Source organism: Alkalinema pantanalense CENA528, from assembly GCF_050753345.1.
Lineage (GTDB): Bacteria > Cyanobacteriota > Cyanobacteriia > Leptolyngbyales > Leptolyngbyaceae > Alkalinema > Alkalinema pantanalense.
The window spans coordinates 1-21022 of the sequence record NZ_JBLZFX010000010.1; the positions used below are offsets into that span (position 1 = coordinate 1).

At 49.9% G+C, this 21022-nt stretch carries 25 protein-coding genes and 1 other RNA gene; 11 read left to right on the forward strand and 15 right to left on the reverse strand.

Annotated features, from left to right (window positions below):
• Positions 1 to 147 precede the first annotated feature (147 nt).
• Together ACN4EG_RS05220 and ACN4EG_RS05225 are read left to right on the forward strand one after the other, a co-directional pair.
• A complete protein-coding gene (locus ACN4EG_RS05220; protein WP_431628169.1) occupies positions 148 to 618 on the forward strand; it encodes an IS1 family transposase in 471 nt (156 codons plus the stop codon).
• Complete coding sequence (locus tag ACN4EG_RS05225; protein WP_431628170.1) at positions 618 to 842, forward strand: hypothetical protein; 225 nt, start codon at positions 618 to 620, stop codon at positions 840 to 842. The genes ACN4EG_RS05220 and ACN4EG_RS05225 overlap by 1 nt, the downstream gene beginning before the upstream one ends.
• Here ACN4EG_RS05225 and ACN4EG_RS05230 read toward each other — a convergent pair.
• Positions 839 to 1474, reverse strand: a complete 636-nt coding sequence (locus ACN4EG_RS05230) for a cyclase family protein (RefSeq protein ID WP_431628171.1) — start codon at positions 1472 to 1474, stop codon at positions 839 to 841. The genes ACN4EG_RS05225 and ACN4EG_RS05230 overlap by 4 nt on opposite strands.
• Before the next feature lie 345 nt (positions 1475 to 1819).
• On the opposite strand from ACN4EG_RS05230, the gene ACN4EG_RS05235 reads away from it, so the two are divergent.
• On the forward strand, positions 1820 to 2470 hold the full coding sequence (locus ACN4EG_RS05235) for a hypothetical protein (RefSeq protein WP_431628172.1): 651 nt from the start codon (positions 1820 to 1822) through the stop codon (positions 2468 to 2470).
• 79 nt (positions 2471 to 2549) lie between these two features.
• Positions 2550 to 2938, forward strand: a transfer-messenger RNA (tmRNA) gene (gene ssrA / locus ACN4EG_RS05240).
• Positions 2939 to 2979: 41 nt separating this feature from the next.
• Here ssrA and ACN4EG_RS05245 read toward each other — a convergent pair.
• Both ACN4EG_RS05245 and ACN4EG_RS05250 read right to left on the reverse strand, forming a co-directional pair.
• Positions 2980 to 3258 carry a hypothetical protein gene (locus ACN4EG_RS05245; RefSeq protein ID WP_431628173.1) on the reverse strand — a complete coding sequence of 93 codons (279 nt, stop codon included), beginning with the start codon at positions 3256 to 3258 and terminating at the stop codon, positions 2980 to 2982.
• A gap of 28 nt (positions 3259 to 3286) precedes the next feature.
• Positions 3287 to 3901: a Uma2 family endonuclease gene (locus ACN4EG_RS05250; RefSeq protein ID WP_431628174.1), complete on the reverse strand. Its 615-nt coding sequence runs from the start codon at positions 3899 to 3901 to the stop codon at positions 3287 to 3289.
• Between the two features lie 492 nt (positions 3902 to 4393).
• Between ACN4EG_RS05250 and ACN4EG_RS05255 the strand changes: the two genes are divergently transcribed.
• Together ACN4EG_RS05255 and ACN4EG_RS05260 are read left to right on the forward strand one after the other, a co-directional pair.
• Positions 4394 to 4606 (forward strand): hypothetical protein, encoded by a 213-nt coding sequence (locus tag ACN4EG_RS05255; protein ID WP_431628175.1) that lies wholly within the window; start codon positions 4394 to 4396, stop codon positions 4604 to 4606.
• A 241-nt stretch (positions 4607 to 4847) separates the two neighbouring features.
• Positions 4848 to 5390, forward strand: a complete 543-nt coding sequence (locus ACN4EG_RS05260; RefSeq protein WP_431628176.1) for a Uma2 family endonuclease — start codon at positions 4848 to 4850, stop codon at positions 5388 to 5390.
• A gap of 16 nt (positions 5391 to 5406) precedes the next feature.
• On the opposite strand, the gene mnmE is transcribed toward ACN4EG_RS05260, so the two are convergent.
• The 6 genes from mnmE to fabI all read right to left on the reverse strand — a co-directional run bounded on the left by mnmE (position 5407) and on the right by fabI (position 11113).
• On the reverse strand, positions 5407 to 6816 hold the full coding sequence (gene mnmE, locus ACN4EG_RS05265) for a tRNA uridine-5-carboxymethylaminomethyl(34) synthesis GTPase MnmE (RefSeq protein WP_431628177.1): 1410 nt from the start codon (positions 6814 to 6816) through the stop codon (positions 5407 to 5409).
• A gap of 130 nt (positions 6817 to 6946) precedes the next feature.
• On the reverse strand, positions 6947 to 7420 hold the full coding sequence (locus ACN4EG_RS05270; protein ID WP_431628178.1) for a GNAT family N-acetyltransferase: 474 nt from the start codon (positions 7418 to 7420) through the stop codon (positions 6947 to 6949).
• A gap of 22 nt (positions 7421 to 7442) precedes the next feature.
• A complete protein-coding gene (locus tag ACN4EG_RS05275; RefSeq protein WP_431628179.1) occupies positions 7443 to 8009 on the reverse strand; it encodes a GNAT family N-acetyltransferase in 567 nt (188 codons plus the stop codon).
• Between the two features lie 95 nt (positions 8010 to 8104).
• Positions 8105 to 9181, reverse strand: coding sequence for a Gfo/Idh/MocA family oxidoreductase (locus tag ACN4EG_RS05280; RefSeq protein ID WP_431628180.1), 1077 nt, complete (start codon positions 9179 to 9181; stop codon positions 8105 to 8107).
• 267 nt (positions 9182 to 9448) lie between these two features.
• Complete coding sequence (hisB, locus tag ACN4EG_RS05285) at positions 9449 to 10081, reverse strand: imidazoleglycerol-phosphate dehydratase HisB (protein ID WP_431628182.1); 633 nt, start codon at positions 10079 to 10081, stop codon at positions 9449 to 9451.
• Between the two features lie 234 nt (positions 10082 to 10315).
• On the reverse strand, positions 10316 to 11113 hold the full coding sequence (fabI, locus tag ACN4EG_RS05290; protein WP_431628183.1) for an enoyl-ACP reductase FabI: 798 nt from the start codon (positions 11111 to 11113) through the stop codon (positions 10316 to 10318).
• Positions 11114 to 11793: 680 nt separating this feature from the next.
• On the opposite strand from fabI, the gene ntcA reads away from it, so the two are divergent.
• The 3 genes from ntcA (at position 11794) to ACN4EG_RS05305 (ending at position 14485) form a co-directional block, all read left to right on the forward strand.
• Positions 11794 to 12432 carry a global nitrogen regulator NtcA gene (gene ntcA / locus ACN4EG_RS05295; protein WP_431628185.1) on the forward strand — a complete coding sequence of 213 codons (639 nt, stop codon included), beginning with the start codon at positions 11794 to 11796 and terminating at the stop codon, positions 12430 to 12432.
• A 193-nt stretch (positions 12433 to 12625) separates the two neighbouring features.
• Positions 12626 to 14023: a DUF3084 domain-containing protein gene (locus ACN4EG_RS05300; RefSeq protein ID WP_431628186.1), complete on the forward strand. Its 1398-nt coding sequence runs from the start codon at positions 12626 to 12628 to the stop codon at positions 14021 to 14023.
• Between the two features lie 45 nt (positions 14024 to 14068).
• Positions 14069 to 14485, forward strand: a complete 417-nt coding sequence (locus ACN4EG_RS05305; protein WP_431628187.1) for a pre-16S rRNA-processing nuclease YqgF — start codon at positions 14069 to 14071, stop codon at positions 14483 to 14485.
• A 26-nt stretch (positions 14486 to 14511) separates the two neighbouring features.
• Here the strand turns inward: ACN4EG_RS05305 and ACN4EG_RS05310 are convergent, their stop codons facing one another.
• The 4 genes from ACN4EG_RS05310 to psbH form a co-directional block, all read right to left on the reverse strand.
• Positions 14512 to 14775 carry a DUF3146 family protein gene (locus ACN4EG_RS05310; RefSeq protein WP_431628188.1) on the reverse strand — a complete coding sequence of 88 codons (264 nt, stop codon included), beginning with the start codon at positions 14773 to 14775 and terminating at the stop codon, positions 14512 to 14514.
• 29 nt (positions 14776 to 14804) lie between these two features.
• Positions 14805 to 15425 (reverse strand): aminoacyl-tRNA hydrolase, encoded by a 621-nt coding sequence (gene pth, locus ACN4EG_RS05315; protein ID WP_431628189.1) that lies wholly within the window; start codon positions 15423 to 15425, stop codon positions 14805 to 14807.
• 139 nt (positions 15426 to 15564) lie between these two features.
• Positions 15565 to 15891, reverse strand: a complete 327-nt coding sequence (locus tag ACN4EG_RS05320; protein WP_431628191.1) for a TatA/E family twin arginine-targeting protein translocase — start codon at positions 15889 to 15891, stop codon at positions 15565 to 15567.
• Positions 15892 to 16102: 211 nt separating this feature from the next.
• On the reverse strand, positions 16103 to 16306 hold the full coding sequence (gene psbH, locus ACN4EG_RS05325) for a photosystem II reaction center phosphoprotein PsbH (protein WP_431628193.1): 204 nt from the start codon (positions 16304 to 16306) through the stop codon (positions 16103 to 16105).
• Between the two features lie 99 nt (positions 16307 to 16405).
• Between psbH and psbN the strand changes: the two genes are divergently transcribed.
• Positions 16406 to 16537: a photosystem II reaction center protein PsbN gene (gene psbN / locus ACN4EG_RS05330; RefSeq protein WP_431628195.1), complete on the forward strand. Its 132-nt coding sequence runs from the start codon at positions 16406 to 16408 to the stop codon at positions 16535 to 16537.
• 198 nt (positions 16538 to 16735) lie between these two features.
• Here the strand turns inward: psbN and ACN4EG_RS05335 are convergent, their stop codons facing one another.
• Together ACN4EG_RS05335 and ACN4EG_RS05340 are read right to left on the reverse strand one after the other, a co-directional pair.
• On the reverse strand, positions 16736 to 18076 hold the full coding sequence (locus ACN4EG_RS05335; RefSeq protein ID WP_431628197.1) for a sensor histidine kinase: 1341 nt from the start codon (positions 18074 to 18076) through the stop codon (positions 16736 to 16738).
• A gap of 48 nt (positions 18077 to 18124) precedes the next feature.
• Positions 18125 to 19258, reverse strand: a complete 1134-nt coding sequence (locus tag ACN4EG_RS05340) for an FIST signal transduction protein (protein WP_431628198.1) — start codon at positions 19256 to 19258, stop codon at positions 18125 to 18127.
• 256 nt (positions 19259 to 19514) lie between these two features.
• Between ACN4EG_RS05340 and ACN4EG_RS05345 the strand changes: the two genes are divergently transcribed.
• Positions 19515 to 20858 (forward strand): ArsB/NhaD family transporter, encoded by a 1344-nt coding sequence (locus ACN4EG_RS05345; protein ID WP_431628200.1) that lies wholly within the window; start codon positions 19515 to 19517, stop codon positions 20856 to 20858.
• Positions 20859 to 21022: the final 164 nt, after the last annotated feature.

Consider the following 21022-nt stretch of genomic DNA (forward strand, 5'->3'; position numbering starts at 1 on the left):
CAGAACAGTATGAACTGATTGAGCGGATGCTACTCGAGCGCGTCTCCCTAGCGGGAATTGCCCGGATTCTGCAAATTTCTGAAGATACCGTGCAACGCTATGTCAACGCCAAAGCTGCTGTTGTGCCCCAACAACAAGGCTGCTGTTGTGCCCCAACAAGTGGAGGTGAGTGAGAAACCAAAAAAGCGCCTAAATGTCCAGATGGATGAGTTGTGGTCATTTGTCGATGAGAAAGGCAATGAGCAGTGGGTTTGGTTGGCGATCGCTGCTCAAACGCGAGAGATTGTCGGGGTTCAAGTGGGTGACCGGAGTGCGGCATCGGCTCAAGCGTTATGGGAGTCGATGCCCCCGGTGTATCGGCAATGTGCAGTGATTTACACGGATCATTGGAGTGCCTATGGAGTCGTGCTACCTAAGCAACGGCATTGTAGTGTCGATAAAGACAGTGGGCTGACCAGTTATATTGAACGATTCAACTGCACGCTCAGACAACGGGTATCCCGGCTAGTTAGAAAGAGCTTATCGTTCTCGAAGAAAATAGACAACCACATTGCAGCCATTTGGAATTTTGTGCATCACTACAATGCGATACGACGACGTAAGCTAGGTCTTGCTTGATGCACTATTTATTTCCCTGTCCTGCCCTTCAGGGCACTACCAGTTATCAGATCATTACTGATAAGCATGGAGGCCATCTGGAATGCCATTCTACGCCGGGGCAAGGAACTGAATTCGTCATCCAAATTCCGATTCACCAACGGGGCAAATCCGCTGAACAGTCTCCCCTGCCATGGGTGGGTTCAGCCTCGATCTCTGCTGAACTGCTTCAGGTCAGAGGTTAGGCGGATGGGGGTTGGCGGACAAGGACGCGGCAGGGTGCACCACTGGTTCCGACCAAAGCTAACGGCAGAGCAAAGATTTCACCATTAGGCTGGACTGCCTGGGTGGTAGCCCGATCGAGGTCTTCCACCCAGTATTTGCCTGCTTGGGCTAACTGTTGGTAGAAGGCGAATTCCGGGGCATCGGCGATCGTGAGATATCCATCTAAAACCCACAGACGGAGTGGCAGTTGCAATAGATAGGTCAAAGCATCGAGGGGCAAACAACTGTGGGTCTGTAAGGGGGTGCGAATGAATAAAATCCCTTCTTGGTCGATCGACTGACAGAGAGCCGTGACAGTTGCTAAATCGGCGTAGGCGGGCAAGTCTAGCAAAAAGTAGCGGCCTATCAGGTGGCTAGGGGACAGGGCTTCTAGGGTGGCCCCGTTAGCTGCAAAGTGAGCAGGTGCATCGATGTGGGTTCCGGTTTGAGTCCCTAGGCGTAGTTCCGAAACACGAAAACCTTGGTCATTGACGGAACACCACTCCCGACACTCAAAAGGGGGATCGCTGTACGTAGGCGTGGCATAAATTTCGATCGCTGCATCGATCGGTTTCGTCAGATCCAAGATTTGCAAGCAGGGTTGTTCTTCCAAACGAAAGCCTCAGGGGTCAGCTAGGGGTATTTGCTTTAGCTTATAATAACGGCCATCTTGGTATCCGTTGGAACACATTATGGGAAACGCCATTGGAAGAGATTAGAAATTCTTTGGGGATTGTCTTAGATTAAATACAACTAATTCTTCTGCATCACTTTCATCACAATCTTGCCGATCTCCAGGGAATTCGCGATCAATCCCCTACCCCTCGATTCCCCTTCCCCTCTACCCACTGACCCATCCCTGTGGAATTTTCTTTGTACGCTATTCTTTAGGGCTCTCAAGGAAGCCGTTAGAAGCAAAGTGGGCTATATTTGATCGTGTTTTGTTGGGAGGTCAATTATGGCTCGATCGCTCACTTCGGCCACCATTGCCTTAATGCTGAGTGGTTGTGCAACGGTTCCCTTGGGAAGTTACAGTGTGCCTTCTGCATCCCCCTCCGTCTCTCCCATGCGCCGTTCTGGTGAGGTGGGAGAAATTGTTGATCCGAATGAAGTCAAACGCAAAAAACTGTTTGAACTGGCGAAGCCGGGTGCCGCTAAGAATGCTGCAAAATCCCCCAAGGCGGGAGCGCTGTTGTCGGCGGAGGGGGTGAGGGCCCGCTTGCAAGATGCGCAGGATAAGGCGGCGAGTGCCGATAGTGTGGCGGTGGTGGCTCAGTCCCAGGATGATTGGAATTTAGTGTTTTTGCGCTGGGAACGGGCGATCGCGCTGCTGAAGTCAATTCCACCCAAAAGTCCTGGAGCGCAATCCGTTCCAACGTTGCTGGCAGAGTATCGGCAGAAGTTGGCCCAAGCAAAGGCCGAGGCAAAAGCTGCCCTGACGCCGAAAAAGAGTGGGCCGATCGTGATTCAACGGGATCCCAAAGCAGCGGGTCGAACAATCATTTTGGGTGGTGAGGGAGAAACCAAGTCGCCGAATCCTGGGGATAAGAATGCAAAACCCGCCAACTCGCAGCCTTCAGCGTCGCCGTCAGCCAGCCCTTCACCTTAATTTATAAATGTAGAATATTTGCTCGAAGTTTCCCTAGCTGCTGAGGATTTGCCGCGCTATAATTAAATCTAAAGACCACGGGGCTGTAACGGTTTCGACAGGTTGGCGAACGTTACGTCGTGATGCAGGTCGAGAGGGAGTCCACTCTCGTAAATCTAGGCTCAAACAAAATAGATGCAAACAACATCGTACCTTTTGCTCGTAAAGCAGCTCCTGTAGTTGCCTAATTAACCTCTAATCGGTTCGAGCGCCACCGACGTGACTCCGTTAAGCGTTGCTGGCAAACCCTCAACGGATGCTCTAGGGAACTTTTCTCCGGTTATACCCTAGCTAAGACTTAACCAGGGCATCCTACTCGTTGGGATAAGAACGAGTTCCCGTTCTGAGGACTAGAAGAACTAAACCTGTGAATGAGTGATGTATTAATACCCAATTTGGACACGGGTTCGACTCCCGTCAGCTCCATTAAGTAAGAGCCCGAACCTGCTCAAGATAGGCTCGGGTTTTAATTAACCTTCATCGAATATCAGGTAGAGAGAAATTCTATTAGCGCAAACTCCCTCCTTTGTTTGAAATTCCAGCTCAAAACACTCTTGCTCACGCCAAACACTTTTTACAATCCTGACATCAATTACATCAGGACTTCTTAAAAGTGTCTCAGCGCTTTCCAATAAACTTTCCAATGTTCCTCCACCTATAGTGCCTTTTGTTGGGAGAGGGCGAATAGCTCCATTTCTATCAGTTTGACAAAAAAGCCCCTTATCGCTGCGACAAGTGCATTTCAACATTTCTTCATTCCTGTAGTGTAGAAGCGACTTAATTTTTACTGATAAGACTCGATTGTATACCCCCACGCAAAATTTTCTCTGCGGTGAGGGAAAACTCTGGGAAAGTCGGAGAGACGATCGCCTCACTCCCCTTAAAGTCTTGAAACTGATACACGTCATCGGTCAGATTGCCCACTTTCACCACAGATTGATCGGGGTCAATAATCCACATTTCGGAAATACCTCGGGCTGCATATTCAACTGGCTTTTGGTGATAGTTGCGCTGGTAATTCTCGGTGGACTCGCTGCCAGGGGAAATAACTTCAATAACGATGAGTGGGTTCGGTTCATTTAGCTTCAGGCAGGCTTCCGATCGGCCCACAAGCTCAACAAAAGATGCTTCGGAATGAATGATCAAATCCGGTTCACGGGCACTGGCATAACCTCTTGCAACCTGAATCTTTTTCTTGATGCCAGTGCGATAGTAAGGGATTCCTAGCTGCCAAAAGCAATTGATCAGAAACATTGCTATCAACGTATTAATCGTACTTTCTGCACCCATTTCGGCTAGGATTCCATCAACCAATTCGTAACGGGTTTCTGTCCCATTGTCATAGGCCAGATACTCCTCAAGACACATTCTTTTTGGGGTGGCAATGGTCATGGGGTTAAGCTCCCTTGCTTCACCTCTGGATAGGCTCATTGTATCGATTTTGCCCCTTCACTGGGATGCTGGGGGTAGATTTTGAGGAAGTGGGGCAAGAATGTATAGAACAATTGCACGCTTAAAAATAAGCTTGACATTTGCCTAGGTTATCCGTAGGCTGGTTTGTCATAGCGATCGCCATGGACATCCTTCTTTCACGAGACAGGTTTGTACGAAGCATGGAGTCGCTGGGTTCCCGAAAATTTAGGCCACTACTCGGGATTGCAGCAACAACCCCAAGTAGCTATTCCCCCTCGCTGCGCGCACAGCAAGGCGGCTTGTTGAGAATTTTAACATTCGATCGAGCCACTCTTGTTTGTGATGTCAAACGGGGTGGCTCTAAATTTTTGGGCTTTCTTCCGCAGCCCTCATCCCCAGCCCTTTTCCCACAGGAGAAGGGTTCAAGTTTGCATTAGGGATGAGATTCACTACAACAAGGAGAAGCTCAAGATGTTTACAGGTTCTAGCGACGATCGAGATCGCTCGATCGAACAGTCTCGCCCATACTTTCGGCTGCAGCTTTTTGGCACAAAAAATACGGTAGAGTCAATTATTAATCGATTGCACGCCATGGGTTTTGTGGACAGGGTTTACTGGGGCAAACCCATGCCAGTACCGGGTGTGGATGATGAATGGGTGAGTGTGTTGCAGCGCCGTTGGTAACGATTTTTACTGGCAGCAACATTGTAGTTAGCTAAACTCGATCGTTGATCACTGGCTCTAGTTGGCTAGGGTTTTTCAGGGATGGACGACTGCTTGGAGAACGGGCGATCGTTCCATCCCACTTGGTTATTGACACTTTCCTCTATACCAAGTCTCCCATCAAGCCTACCCGTTACAATAAAAGCAGGATTTGTGGGTTTCTGGCTCAGACATTCGCGTTCAAGTTAGTAGGTTTCAGCCTATGCACACCCTCACTAAATGGTCGATCGATGACTATCACCGCATGATTGACGCAGGCATTCTTCACGATCGGCGCGTTGAATTGTTGGCTGGAGATATTGTTGAAATGACACCTGAAAAACCAATTCATTACAACACAGCCAATCTGAGCGCGGATTATCTGCGGGAACTATTGCGCGATCGTGCCTATGTGCGGTTCAATGGCCCAATTACCTTGGCGACCTCCGAACCTGAACCGGATATCGCGATCGTTCAACGGCCCGGTACGCAATACAACGATCGTCATCCCCATCCCGACGATATTTTCTGGTTGATTGAAGTCGCAAACAGCAGTCTACAAACTGATCTGACCTTGAAAGCAGCGCTCTACGCCCAAGCTGCCATTCCGGAATATTGGGTCATTGATTTGGCCGATCGCCAACTCCATCTGCTACGCCAACCCCAGGGCGATCGCTACCAACAGCAAACAATTCTGACGGCTGGAACTGTGATACCACTTGCATTTCCAGATATTACAGTTGAGGTCGATCGCTTGCTGAATTAGCTGAATTAATCGTCGGTTATTTTCCAATACAAAACCGACTGAAAATACGATCGAGCACCGATTCCGTCACATCCTCACCCAAAATTTCCCCCAACGCCGCGATCGCGCCACGCAAATCGATCGTCCAAAAATCCAACGGCAACTGTTGCGCGATCGTCGCCTGTACCTGTTCCAATGCCACCTTCGCACGGGTTAACGCCGCCGCCTGCCGCTGATTAATTGCCAAATCCAAATTTGCCGCTTGGGTTTCTCCCGCCTGCACCACCTGCAAAATTGCCTGTTCCAATGCCTCAATCCCTTGCTGACTCGCTGCTGCCGTAGAGACCATTCGCGACTCCGGTAGCATTAACTTTTCTCGAATGATCGCGATCGTCCCTCCTGGATCAGCCAGATCTACTTTGTTAATAATCACAATCAACGGTTTATCATTCACCTGTTGATAAATTTCCTGATCTCCCGTTGTCCAACCTTGATCCGCAGCGATCGTTAATAACACCAAATCAGCGGACTGAGCCGCTTTTCGCGATCGCTCTACACCGATGCTTTCAACCAAATCCTCCGTTTCCCGAATGCCCGCCGTATCCAACACCTGGATGGGAATGCCACCCACCACCAACTGCGACTCCACCACATCCCGCGTTGTCCCCGGCAGATCGGTAACAATCGCCCGATCGCTGCGACTCCAAGCATTGAGCAAACTGGATTTCCCCACATTGGGCCGCCCCACGATCGCCACCTTCAGGCCCGCTCGCAACAGTTCCCCCCGATCGGCGGTTGCTAAAATACGATTTACATCAGCAACTACTTGACTAACACTCTCGACAACACTGGCTTCATCCAAGGGCGGTAAATCATCCTCAAAATCGATTCTGGCTTCCACCTCCGCCAAAATATCCAAACAAGTGGTACGCAGCGATCGGATCGGTTGTGCTAGCTTCCCTTGAATCCCAGCCAAAGCCGTTGCCGCTGCCTGGGGCGATCGAGCACCTACTAAATCCGAAATGCTTTCCGCCTGCGTTAAATCAATGCGTCCATTCAAAAAGGCCCGCAGCGTAAACTCGCCCGGTTGGGCCAGTCGGGCACCCTGGGCCACACAAACCTGCAAGACCTGCTGCACGGCAATAATGCCCCCGTGGCAATGGAATTCGACCACATCTTCCTTGGTATACGATCGGGGTGACAGCATGACCAACAGCAATGCTTCATCGATGGTTTCCTGCGTTGCTGGATCTTTCACAAAGCCGTAGAGGATGCGGTGGCTTTCCCAAACTTGCTGACCGGGGGCGTGGAAGATTTGCCGCGCGATCGCCATCGCATCACTCCCCGACATGCGAATAATGCCAACGCTGCCCTGTTCTGGCACGATTGCCGTCGCGATGGCCACGATCGTGGGAGATGCGGTAATGGCAGAGGAAGAAGATAGCATAGGTTCGCTGATCGGTGGACAGGAAAACATTAAATCTCAGAATGCAGCAATGAATTCATTGATTGTTAAATGGACGGTTTAACAGCAATTAGTTTTTCAATAGCTTATAGGATGGCTTGTATCATCAAGACTAGATTCCATCGTTCAAAGCTTTTTCCATTTTATAGTTTACAAATATTTCACCTCGGAAACTCACTTGCTGTTGGCAAACGATGGAAAAACCCATTGCTTCAAAAAATAATTTTGCTGTAATACTTGATTCTACAAACAATCTAGGAAGTGATAATTCTAAAGCCTTACGTTCGATCGCTTGGTAAAGTCGTCTGCCCACGCCGCAGCGTTGATAATCTCGATGGCAGTAAAAGCAATCAATATGACCATTAGGTTCTAATTCCCCAAATCCTGCAATCACACCCTTGTCATCTGCCACATAGGTAAAACGGTTGGCACAAACCTCCGCCCAATTCCTGAACTGTAGATGATCCGGTGCCCATGCCTGCACCTGTTCCAGCGAGTAATCAGGGCAATTCACTGTGCGCACCGTGTCGTGAAAGAGTTGGGCAATTTGTTCCGCATCCTTTGGTGCAAATAATCGTATATCCACCCGATCGACCTTCCTGCGTTGTCTAGTTATCTTTCAGTTGCCAATGGGGATTGGTTAAACTCACCAAAATATGATCTTCCCAAACCCCGTTAATTAATAAGTAATTTTTAGCTTCACCTTCAATGACAAATCCCAACCGCTTTAATAAATTGCCACTGCGCTGATTGCGAGGCATGTAACTGGCCTGGATGCGATGGTAATTCATGGTGCAAAACACATGATCGATCGCGGCTCGTAACGCTTCCTGCATCAGCCCCTGCCCTTGCTTCTTCTCCGCCAACCCATAACCCAAATTACAGGCATAAAATGGATACCCCATAAACTGGGTGAAGTTGGCCATGCCAATCACAACTCCCGGTGACTGGCGATCGAACAGAAAAAGACGCAACGCCTGTCCCTGTTGATAATGCTTAAAATTGCGAGCCACTTGCCCCCGCCAAAAGTCCCGCGTCAACCAACCTTCTGGAGATAAAGGGGTAAAGGGCCGATGAAAGGCATCGTTATCCCGGAGATACTGGAGAATTTGCGGCACATCTTTCTGACAGGCTAGGCGAACAATTAAACGCGGAGTTTCTAGCGCAACGGGCATGTTTTTAATAGAAAAAAGGGCGAGCCAATGAATGACTCCCCCCTTAGCTTAGAGCAAGGATGCTCCAAGCCGTGCATTGATTCCATCTGTTGTCGTTAGATTGACATCACCGGCGTTTCGATAGTTCCCGCCAATTCTGAAGGTTGCCAAACTTGGCCGTCCATGGCCATTTGTTCAATCAAGCTGGCCAGACGCAAGGCTTTCAGGGCTTGTTCTCCGCCAACGGAGGGCGACAGGCCACCCCGCACACAGGCCGCAAAATGTTCTAGCTCGGCATACAACGGCTCCGTCCGCCCGATCGCCACTTGCTCCACAATGCCATCCTGACGGTAGAAAGACTTACCGAAGCTGGAAGAATTGTAGGCGTGGGCTTGGCGATGGATCTTAATTTCGTGATTCAGGAAGTCCGCTTCTGTCAGCGATCGCTGGCAGTGGGCGGAAATGCGCCGAATCTTGCGATGGGTGACTTTGCTGGCCGTCAAGGTTGCCACAATGCCATTGGCAAAGCCCAAGGTAGCAGTCACATAGTCGAGATACTTGGAATTTTGGCTGCCGCGACTGCCGCTAGCGGTCAGGCGCACTACGGGCGAGGCTGCTAGTTCTAGCATCAGGTCGATATCGTGGATCATCAAATCCAACACGACCGATACATCATTGGCGCGATCGCTGTAGGGACTCATGCGGTGGGCTTCCAACGCCAAGAGATTCTCCGTTTTCAGGACATTGCTCAACTCCTGAAACACAGGATTGAAGCGTTCGATGTGCCCGACTTGCAGAATGCATTCGTTTTCGGCAGCAGCGTTGACCAAGGATTCCGCTTCGGCGATCGTGGCCGCGATCGGCTTTTCGATCAGCACATGTACCCCAGCCTTCAGGGCCGCCATCCCAACGGCGTGGTGCAGACGGGTGGGGACTGCAATACAGACCGCATCCACATGTTCCAACAGGTTGCGATAGTCTTCAAAAAATCGAGTTTGATAGCGGCTAGCGGTTTCTAAGCCCAACTCGACATTCACATCGGAAACCCCAACGAGTTTCACATCCTTCAGTAGGCTCAAGACTCGAGTGTGATGCTGGCCCATATTGCCAATGCCAATCACACCAATGCGAATCGGTGTCGGTTGAATTCTCTGGAGCGAGAACCCCGAACAGTCTTCAGGTCGCTTTGTCACTCTCGTTACTCCTCTACCACCACATTCGTGACTGTCCAACTCCCTGACCACTGCCCTGGATGCAATCAAGACTGCGAGAGAAAGAGATTCAGACTGAGGGTAGATGACTTACTCAGTCCACCCTTCTCAGTCCTGAATACAGAATCCAATGTCAGCACCAACGGAATTGGCATCAGTCTCCATACAGGTCTCCTCAAACATCACAGATAGTAACACAGAGACTCTTTATCTGAAGATTTTCAACGATAGGACAAAGTTCCTGAAGTTTTATAGAACACCCTTTGAACTCGGAATTTCGTGGGCACGACGTGGATCGACCTCCGTGGCCATGCGCATAGCCCGTGCAAAGGCTTTAAAGGTGGCTTCAATGATGTGATGGGAGTTCAGGCCGTCCAGTTGACGAATGTGTAACGTCATCTGAGCATGGTTAACGATCGCGACAAAAAATTCCCGCACCAGTTGGGTGTCATAGGTGCCCACGCGCTGGGTGGGAATGTCGAGGCCATAGGCCAAGTGGGGCCGTCCCGAAAAGTCCAGGGCTACCTGCACCAGGGATTCATCCAAGGGGGCCAGAAAATGCCCAAAGCGCACGATGCCCTTGCGATCGCCCAAGGCTTTTGCCAAGGCCATGCCTAGGGTAATGCCCACATCTTCGTTGGTGTGGTGGTCGTCGATATGGAGGTCACCGGTGGCTTGAATGTCTAGGTCAAACAGGCCATGGGAGGAAATTTGGTGCAGCATGTGGTCTAAGAAAGGAATCCCAGTGTTGACGTTGCACTGTCCCGTCCCGTCCAAGCGAATCGTCACAGTGACATCCGTCTCCCCGGTTTTGCGGTGAACGGTTGCGGTGCGATCGCTGGGAAAAACAGCAGGAACAGTCGGACGATCGGTGGTCTGCATAGCCAAATTCCACTCAAAGATTGCAAATTAAGGGTGTGAGGGTTCCATTATCCCGTGAAATTTAGGGAGTTAGCTAAGTCAGGATTTATCGAGATCCTCAAGGAGAGGATTATCGGTCAATGACCACCCTCTCCCAAGGCCCCATTCGGCTTCTAGCTTTCCCCGATGTAGAACTGGCGATCGAGCCGTTCCTGATGGGGATTTAACCTGTATGAGAATTGAATCAGGGACGAGTTATGACTCGACACGGCTGTCGGTCATACCCATGATTTCGTACCCGGAATCCACATAGATCACCTGGCCCGTAATCCCGCTGGAAAGGTCACTGCTCAGGAACGCTGCCGTATTACCCACTTCCAACTGGGTGACGGTGCGCCGCAGGGGAGCCACTTCTTCCACATGCTTAATCATGTCGCGGATCCCACCCACCGCAGAGGAGGCTAGGGTACGGATGGGGCCAGCGGAAATAGCATTGACTCGAATTCCCTGGGAGCCGAGTTCATGGGCCAGATACCGCACGTTCATTTCCAAGGCGGCCTTGGCCGTTCCCATGACGTTGTAGTTAGGAATCACCTTCACGCCACCGTAGTAGGTCAGGGTGACAATACTACCGCCCTCGGTCATCAAGGGTTTGGCCGCCCCCGCCATCTGAATTAACGAGTAGGCACTAACATCCAGGGCCAGCTTGAAGCCTTCCCGACTGGTGGCACTAAAGTTGCCCTTCAATTCTTCCTTGTTGGCAAAGGCCAGACAGTGAATCAAAATATCTAGCCGTCCCCAAGCTTCCTTCACCGCATCAAAGGTGGCTTGAACTTGCTCATCGCTCTGGACGTTACAGGGCACAAACAGGCTAGGACTCAACGGTTCGGTCAGATCCCGCACCTTTTTCTCAAACTTGCCGCTATCATCCGGCAGATAGGTGACCCCAATGTTGGCTCCGGCCCTATGGAGTTGCTGGGCAATGCCCCAGGCGATCGACTTATCGTTAGCAATTCCTGTGACCAGGGCGTTTTTTCCACTCAGATTCAGCATAGCCATGTACGTTGAGAGCATTTATGAGAATACTCAAAGATGGGCAGCCATGGAATAGGCAACCCTGGGGAGATTTCCGGCCATTGTGGTAGTGCGAGGCGATCGTCGCTGTCTGGGTCGCTCAAAGCCCAGCCTTGAGTAGAGATTAGCTGGCTGGACAAAATTGTGCGGGGGCCAAAACTTGGGAGTAAGATATTGACAATCTCAGCGTGACAAGGGGAATTGTGACAAGAATGCCAAGTGTAAATCAGCACAAGTTTTCGCCATCGTTCGTCATCCTATGGACTTCACTCAGATAAACCTAGTCAGATTGAGCGTCATTCATCTAGATGCAGCTTCCTGATTCAACCCAGAGCGAACCTAGACCAATGCTAGTTCCCAAAAAGCTCCACGTTGAAGGCTCTGGCTCAGCTAAATTGCCCACAAGCTTATTAGAAAGCATGGCGGAGTGTATTTCTTGCTACAAAAACTCCTCGATCGGTAGGTTTTATTGTTCTCAAGTCAACAATTGCTCACAGAGTGAATCTTATAGAAATAATTCTCATCGGAATTAATCTCTGAGCAGATCTCTTGAACGTTGACCCCTTGATTGTATAGTTAGCTAACTCTACTGGCCTTTCCGTAGAACGGCGTTAGGAACGGGGAAGATGGTAATAAGCCCAGACAAGTCGCTCGCATCAATGTTCCGCCAAATGGGTGGAAATGCTTATCCGCCGATGGTGGAAACCTTCGAGCGGGGTAAGACAATCTTCTTTCCGGGTGATCCTGCTGAACGAGTTTATTTTCTCCAGAAAGGAGCCGTAAAGCTGTCTCGGGTCTATGAAGCGGGGGAAGAAATCACTGTCGCGCTGCTGCGGGAAAACAGTGTATTCGGGGTTTTGTCGCTAATTACTGGGCAAAAAGCCGATCGCTTCTATCACGCGGTGGCCTTTACCCCCGTGGAACTGCTGTCGGTGCCGATCGAACAGGTGGAAAAGGCGCTCAAAGAAAATCCTGACCTGTCGATGTGGATGTTGAAGGGTCTATCGTCCCGGATTTTGCAAACGGAGATGATGATCGAAACCTTGGCCCACCGCGATATGGGATCCCGACTCGTGAGTTTCCTGCTGATTCTCTGCCGAGACTTTGGGGTGCCGGGACAAAACGGGATCACGATCGATCTCAAGCTATCCCACCAGGCCATCGCGGAAGCGATCGGATCGACCCGTGTGACGGTAACTCGACTTTTGGGCGATTTGCGCCAGGATGAAATGATCTCCATTCACAAAAAGAAAATCACAGTTCATAATCCCGTCATGCTGAGTCAGCAGTTTACCTAAATCTTTCACCTAACATCCATCGTTTCGGTGCTCCGAGCCAACGGATTGCTCCCTGCGGAGAAGCTTGTTTTCCAAAGACTCCGTACAGAACAGTCCTGTTAGAACGTTCAATAGGCTTTAGACTGACTATAGTCTTTGGTAGAAGCCGTTTTGGAAACCTCTTTAGTCCAGCGGCAGGTGTGGTGGGGTTGTAATGTCTAGCGGGTATATCCTGATTTTGGCGGTGTTGATCTTAGGGGGTGTCATTGCCACTCTGGGCGATCGCATTGGAACCCGAGTGGGCAAAGCGCGTCTGAGTTTGTTTAATCTCCGTCCAAAGAAAACTGCCGTTGTTGTCACAATTTTGACTGGGATTCTCATCTCAGCTTCTACGTTGGGCATTTTGTTGCTGGCGAATCGACAATTTCGCGACATGATTCTCAACTTTGAGGTGATTCAGCGGCGACTCCGGCGCGCGAATACTGATTTAGATCAAGCGAAGGTAGAACTTGGTAAGACGGCGGAACAAAAGGAAAACGTTGAGGCGGAGTTAAATAAGTCCCAAGTGGAGCGGGGCAAGGTGCAGGCGCAGCTCGATCGCGTGAAAACCTCCCTTAAGGATGCCGCTGCCCTACAACGGGCCACTGAAGCGCGACGAGCCCAGGTGGAACAGCAGCGAAATGTGGTGCAGGCGCAATTACTCTCCGTTTCCCAGCAAGCTCTAGCGCTCAAGTCTGACATCTTGGAACTGGAAGCCGAACAAAAACAGTTAGTGGCCCAACGGGATGAAGTCAAAGCCCAGATTGCTGCACGGGATCAGGAAATTGATGAGCGCAGCAAAATCATTCAACAGCGCGATCGGGACATTGCTGCGCGGGATACTGTCATTACTCAACGGGAAGAACGGCTACGGGCCTTGGAAGATCAACAGGTCTTGTTAGCTCGGGAAGTGGAAAAACTAGAGCAGGAAGCCCAGCGTCTTCGTTTGGGCACGCCCGCGATTTTGCGGAACCAAGTGCTGGCTTCGGGGGTGGTGCGCATTACCAATCCTCAAGCTTCCAGCCAAGCGGTGGATGCCCTGTTGCGGGAAGCCAATCGCGTGGCGCAAAGAGCACTGCAACCGGGCGTGGATGGCAATGGCCAAATTTTGCGGATTACCCGATCGGAAGTGGATCAGTTAATTCGTCAGATCAGTGATGGGAAGGATTACTTTGTGCGAATTTTGTCGGCGGCCAATTACCTGCTAGGCGAAAAAACTGAGATTACGGTCTTTGCAGATGCAGTGCGCAACGAAGTGATTTATCAGCCGGGGGATGTCCTGGCTACGACTTCGCTCGATCCCTCCAAAATGGCGGTCACTGAGATCCAGGATCGGATTAATAAATTAGTCGCTGCTTCCATCTTTCGGGCGAAGCGAGCTGGATTGTTATCCGATAATGTCCAAGTCAGTCGAATCCAGGCACTGGTGAAATTTATTGATGAGCTGCGGCAGTATGATACCCCGATCGAAATTCGGGCGATCGCGGGGGATGTCACCTATACGGCCAGTCCCATGCGTCTAGAATTGATTGCTGTGCAAAATGGACAAACTGTCCTGCAAACCAGTCGCTAATGGGGAAATTGGCGAGAAAATCAGTTAAGAAATTAACGAGGAGATATGTACTACTTAGGGTTTGATCCTGGCCGTGATAAGTGTGGTGTCGCGATCGTGGATGATCAGGGCCACCATCACGTCCATGAGGTTGTAGCTGTGGATCAAGCCTTAAACGTCGTGGAAACGCTGTGCGAACATTACCCAGTCAAGATGATTATCTTAGGGGATCAGACGGGTTCTAAGGCTTGGCAGAAACAATTTAGAGCAACCTTGCCCGAAATTCCCGTTGAACGGGTGGATGAACGATACAGCAGCCTGGAAGCCCGCGATCGCTATTGGCAGCTTCACCCCCCTCAGGGTTTGCAAAAGTTGATTCCCCAGGGCATGCGTACTCCTCCGCGTCCAATCGATGATCTGGTGGCCATCATTCTGGTGGAGCGCTATTTGCAATCGTGCTCAGACCAAGCCCCTAACCGCTAGCGATCGCCTAAGCTGACGATTATTGTCTAGAGCTCTGCTCGAATCGTAAAGGAATAGTCCCCGCCCGGTTCGAGCTGATAATCTTTCGCTTCGAGGAATCGGCCCAACGGTTCCCGAATCAACGCTCGTCCCAGGGATGGCTCGATCGACAATTCTCCCTGACGAAAATTCCACGCAAAGGACCATTCGTACTGATTGGCCCGCACTTCACCTTCAATCTGGCCAGCTTGCCAAGATTGACGAACGATGCGGACATGGGCTGTGGTTTGGGGAAGACGCTTACGAGCCATGTAATTTTTGAACGACTTTACGCAAAACGTTACGCAACGCTGGCTTCTATGACTCGATTGTTATAGAGGTTCATAGCTTTTTCAACCCCTTCTCGCAGACTGACTTCGATCGCTGCGCTGGATAACCGCACCACTTCTTGCATGATGGCCTTTTCCCTAGGTGCAAAACTTCCGAGGACATGGGAGACAGCATCCTGGCTCTTGCTACCAATGCCCACCCGGAGGCGGGGAAATTTCTGCGTACCAAGATGGGCGATCGCCGATTTCATGCCATTTTGTCCCCCAGCAGAACCCGACAGTCGCAACCGCAACCGGCCCACGGGCAAATCCATATCATCGTAGACAACTAAGACGGCCTCTGGATTCAGCTTATACCAGTCCACCACAGCCCGAATCGCTTGTCCGGAATGATTCATATAGGTGGAGGGCTTGAGCAGCCGCACCTTGCGCCCCGCGATCGAACCTTCGCCAAACCAGCCTTGAAACTTTTTCTGTTCCGTTAGAGAAATCTGCCACGATCGGGCCAGTTCGTCTAGAACCGTGAACCCAATGTTATGGCGCGTGTTTTCATATTTGGCTCCTGGGTTGCCTAATCCAACAATAAGCTGTGGGATCACCGGAGCCTGAGGAGCTTTAGACGCATCGGACATGACAAGCGCCAAAAATTAGATAAAGGGACAATCCATTACTAATCGTAACGGAAAGTAACAAATCCTGAGACAGTCCCTCAACCGCCCCTTGGGAAAATAGGCCCGCTATGGGTTGGGGGACTCAATCGGGCAAAGGGGACTAAGCGGATTGATGGGATTCAGCAGTTTCTGAGGCTTCGGTTGAACTGTCCTGGGGTTCTACCAGCATCGCATCGGTCACTTCGCTGGCAGGAGAAAGACTAGGCTTATCCTCTAAAGTCGCCTTCATCGGCGCATTGACCGCCTGCTCCACCTGCTCCGAAGCTTTTTTGAACTCGTTCTCAAATTCCTTAGACGCATCCTGAAACCCCCGCAGGGTTTTGCCCAAGGTCTTGCCAATTTCCGGCAACTTTTTCGGGCCAAATACCAACAGTGCCAATATAAAAATCAGCACCATTTCCGGTAAGCCAATACCAAATACGTTCATGCAGTTCCCTCCGGCTTTGGTCAGGATTCAGGGTACATCCCATCCTATACCCTACGCAATCTGAAAAAACACAGCACGAAAAAACGGCTCTTGTTTCGGAGACGTTAAGCTCCTCAAAAACAAAGCCGCCAATGTAAATCCTGCTATCTATGACGATCGCGAACGGTTGCGTTCTGAATGACTCGCAAGGTTCGATCGCCATTTCGCGAAACTACTGACCCAAGCTTCTCCAATCGACAAAGACATCATTCAGCAGCAGAGAAGAGTTGTAAATTTGCAGAATGATAAGCAAAAAGACCAAGAACAGAGCCATAAAAACGGCCATAACTGGCGTGGTACCCCAACCGGGAACGACTTTACCGTATTCAGAGTTGAGGGGTCTAAGAATGTCTCCCAACCGAGTCCGCTGTGCCATAGCTTTCCTACTGTGCTTTTCTACTGAGATTGTCTCGACAGAACTTGTTAAGTCTGCGTTACATTATAAGGGAAAGACACTCATAATCTTAGGGTCACTATGGAACCTGCAATGGCTCTTAACATTTCGCTTTGTGCTGTCCTGATCGGTTTGACTGGATATGCTGTCTATACAGCCTTTGGCCCCCCTGCCAAGGAACTTAGTGATCCCTTTGAAGATCACGAAGACTAAGAAGATTCAATATTTTTCTACTTAAGCCCCTTATGTGGCGAGTTTGGTGTGGGGGAAGGTCTTGATACTTTTCCCATTTTTTCGTTTTTGATTGGGCTCAGATTGGATTGGGCCGTAGATGGCTTTAGCCCTTTTTGATGACAGGGGCTGTTACTTTTTTCACTAGTTCAGAGTTTCAGTAATTCAGGATCCTCTACCTTAAGCGTGATCTAAATTGGGTTCTAACGGTAAAGGTGAAATTTCTGTGTTCGACGATTGGGACGGTATCGGTTGTCGAGTTGGAATTTTAACCGTGAATAGTGTACCTTGCCCAGGAAGAGAATGGCAGCTAAGTTGACCACCATGGCGATCGGTGACGATTGAGTAACTAATAGAAAGTCCTAACCCGGTGCCTTTACCGATCGGTTTTGTTGTGAAAAAGGGATCAAATAAGTAATTTTTAACCCGCTCTGGAATGCCAGAAGCATTATCAATGATTTGAACCTGAAGCCAGTCTGGGTTCAGGAGTTCGCTGCGAATCCAAATACTAGGTCGCTGCTGCTCCTGTTGTAGCCACTGTTGCAGCCAAGCCAGGGTGGGATCAGACAGCACCGCAGTAGAAGGCAAGCTTAAACCATTGGCAGGGGATGCTGTACCCTGCTGGAAAGGAGCAGTGCCGGAAGATTCGGCGATCTCCGGTGCAGAGGGCTGCGATCGTTGAAATTTAGGACATTCCTCCAACGCATCGATCGCATTGACTAGCAGATTCATAAATACCTGATTTAGCTGCCCCGCATAGCAATGAATTTTGGGAAGCGATCGATGTTGTTGAATCACTGCGATGGATTGGCTGAGCTCCGACGTTTTCAAACGACTGCTCAGGATCATCAAAGTACTGTCTAATCCTTCCTGAAGGTAAACAGGTTTCATTTCGGCTTCATCTAACCGGGAAAAGTTGCGCAGGGATAGGACAATTTCTTGAATCCGCTCGGTGCCCACTCGCATGGATGCCAGAATTTTGCCCAAGTCGGTCATCAAAAAGTCTAAGTTGATCTCCCTGCACAGTTCATCAATCATTAAGTTTGACTGAGGATACTGCAACTGATAGACCTGAATCAGCCGCATGAAATCGTGGGCATATTGCTCAACGTAGGGCAAATTACTCGAAATAAAGTTGATGGGATTGTTAATTTCATGGGCGACTCCTGCAACGAGCTGTCCCAGGGAGGACATCTTTTCCTGTTGCAAGAGTTGAAGTTGGGTTTCCTTGAGTTCGCTGAGGGTGGCTTGCAAATCAGCATTGCTTTGGCTCAGCGCTTGCGTTCGATCGGCTACCTGTTGCTCGACATCCTGGAGCACTAGTTTGAGTTTGTTATTGGCGGTCAGCAATTCCTCTGAACTAATCGCCAATGTGCGTTCTAAGCGGGTTCGATCCTCTTCTGCCTGCCCATAGGCATCATTTACGGCCTCCACAAAGGCTTTGAGATTCTCTGGAAGACTCTCAAAATCCCCCAGATACTTTTTAAGTTGCCGTTTGAGTAAACGATGAATCTCCAACATTGAGGGATCGCGCGAAGGAAGGGATGGGGAACGGAGGCGATTGGTCGGCTAAATTTCAGCCAAGGTGGTGATCGTCATAGTTTGGTTATGTAAGTCAGCAGGTAATCCTGGGGTAAAGGGACAAATTTCACCATAGGAATAAAAGCCTGTTAAGACGGTATTTTCGCCTAGAACCTCTCGAACTTCTTCAACTTCTTCTTCAATCCGTTGTTTGAGAAGAAGTTTGCGACCGACGCAACTAATTAAAATTGCCAGTTCTGGTGGGGCTTCTCCTAAAGCTTGTTGAGCCACTTCTGCCGCTTGGACGGCTGCATGGGTCAGATTTGCAAAGCTTGCTTGCATCAACTGCACGGTGGCTCCCTTAGGCACAGCCCCGGCAAAGGTTAAGCTTTGCTCCGCTTCGTTGATTGCCAAGAGGGTGCGGACGACGGGATATTGATGCTCGGCAATTTGCAAACTTAAGGGAAAGAGCAGCCCACTGGCGGGGAGATGCTCTGCATGTTCTCCAAGATAGTGCCGATAGAGTTCCAACGCAGACTGATGATCGAGTTGGTACAGCACATTACCCTCGGATTGAGTAATAACCCGCTCGGGCCCAAAGGGGGTAAATCCTCCCCGTGAACCATAACCCACTTTAAGTCGATCGCCATAGAAACCGATCGCTGCGACCATCCCTTCCCGGACTTCATGGTTTAGCATTACCCAGGTTTGCCGGAAGTGAGGGCCATCCGCAGATAGTCCTCCAGTTAGGCTGACGCCCTCAGGCAAATGTTGAGCCAGTCCCTGTACCAAGTCGCTTCCATTCACCTGCAAGCCATCCGACAGGACGAAAAGGTGGACGAGTCCTGCGGTATCGAGTTGAGATCCCAAGCGATCGCCGGCTACGAAACTGTTTTCGCCCGCTTCTAAATGAATGTTCCAACTTTTGACTTGAGTGGATTCAAACGCGATCGCCGTCATAACAAGGGCATCATCGGTCACTTGGGTATCGTAGATTTCCCCAGCGGTTGAGCAGCCCAAACAATACGCATTAGGATAAAGCCCGCGCAAATCTTGAAGCATGCTGGGCTGGTTCAGCAAATTGCCAAAGAGGAAAAGCAGTTGGGCTTGGTCTGCTAGTTGTCCTGGTGCGTGAGGGTGCCATCCATTGTGTTCCGTCCACTGACATTGCTCAATTTTCATAGTTAGGCGTTATGGCAAGCTGCTTGTTAAGGGGATCTGGTTTATCTTTCATTTATTTTTCCCTGTCTGACTGGGAGACGATACTCGTAAATCTGCTGAATCGGTTGTCCGGTTTGGTCTCTCCCGTTAATCTGTCTTTGGCTTAGTAGCCTATTTAGCATTGTCTAGCTTTGACAATTACTATCAGAATTGCTATCGCTATCGAAAATAAGTTTCCCCTTAAAATACTGAGGATTATTACCTGAAGGGTGTGGACATGCAGTCTTTGTCAGCCGGTGTTGCAACTACCATCTTTCTGGGAGTCATTGTCCTTGTTATGACTGAGTGGACACACATGACGATCGCGGCGTTATGTGGTGCACTGCTGTTAATTTTAAGTAATGTAATGACTCTGCCGGAGGCGATCGACTACATTGGTCGAAGCCATGGCACTTTGGCCTTATTTTTTGGGGTGATGGTGCTGATTCGAGCCTTTGAGCCCACCGGAATTTTTGAATATCTTGGCAATCAAATTGTGCTCTTGGCTCGGGGAGAAGGTAAGCGGCTTTTGTTAGGGATTGCAGCCATTACAACACCCATTTGTGCTGTGTTACCCAATGCCACAACGGTGATGTTAATTGCTCCATTAATTCCCCCGATCGCTCAGGAAGTCGGGGTTGATTTTGTGCCGCTGCTGATTCTATTGGTGTTTGTTGCCAATAGTTCAGGCTTGCTAACCCTAGTGGGAGATCCGGCAACCTTTATTGTGGGAGATGCAATCAACCTCAGTTTTACGGACTATCTGTTCCGACTGAGTTTCGGAGGTTTGCTTGCGGTCGTGAGCGTTGTCATCACTTTACCAATCTTGTTTCGGCGGATTTGGCACAAAAAATTAGACACTTTAGAAGATCTGCCCCATCCTCGGATTAAACATCCCGGTGTGCTGGTGCTGGGGGCACTTATTGTAGCGTTTGTTCTCATTTTCTTTGTGATTGGGGAAACCTTACCCGTGCCGATTAGTCCGGCGACGGTGGCACTCCTAGGGGCTGCCCTAGCTATGCTATTAGCCCATCACAGTCGGCTCGATCGCCTGGAAAATATTCTGCGGGATATTGACTGGAGCACCCTGATCTTTTTCATGTGCACTTTTGTGCTAATTGGTGGCCTCGAAAAAACGGGGGTGATTCAAAGTTTGTCCGCACTGCTGGCGATCGTTCTCGGCAAAAACATCATTCTAGGTTGCATTTTGCTGACATTTACCGTTGGGATTATTTCCAGTGTGGTTCCCAATATTCCGCTGGTGGTTGCAATGGTTCCATTACTGAAGCAATATTTGGTCACGGTCGGTCTAATCGCTCCAGAAATGGCCATGAAAGACTATGGAGGACAGTTTCCGCCAGAGGTACTGCCCCTGTTTTACGCCATGATGTTTGGAGCGACCTTGGGTGGGAATGGCACCTTGGTGGGCGCGTCCTCCAATATTGTGGCCGCTGGCATTGCCCAGCAGCATGGCCGTTCCCTTTCATTTCGGACATTTTTGAAGTACGGTATCCCGATCGCCCTACTTCAGCTTGTGGTGTCTGTTGTATACGTAGTGGTTAAATTTTTAATTTTCAAATAAAAACCCCTAGTCAAACTAGGGGCGCTGTCAGAGTGCATCTTACATTGACGTACTTCCCTGCCTAGAAACCTGTTCCGGATAAAACTGCAAAACTGGTAGGAGGCGCTATGAAGCCCCCCTGGCCCTGATGTGGAATGCAGATCCGATCGAATTGTAGTTTTAAG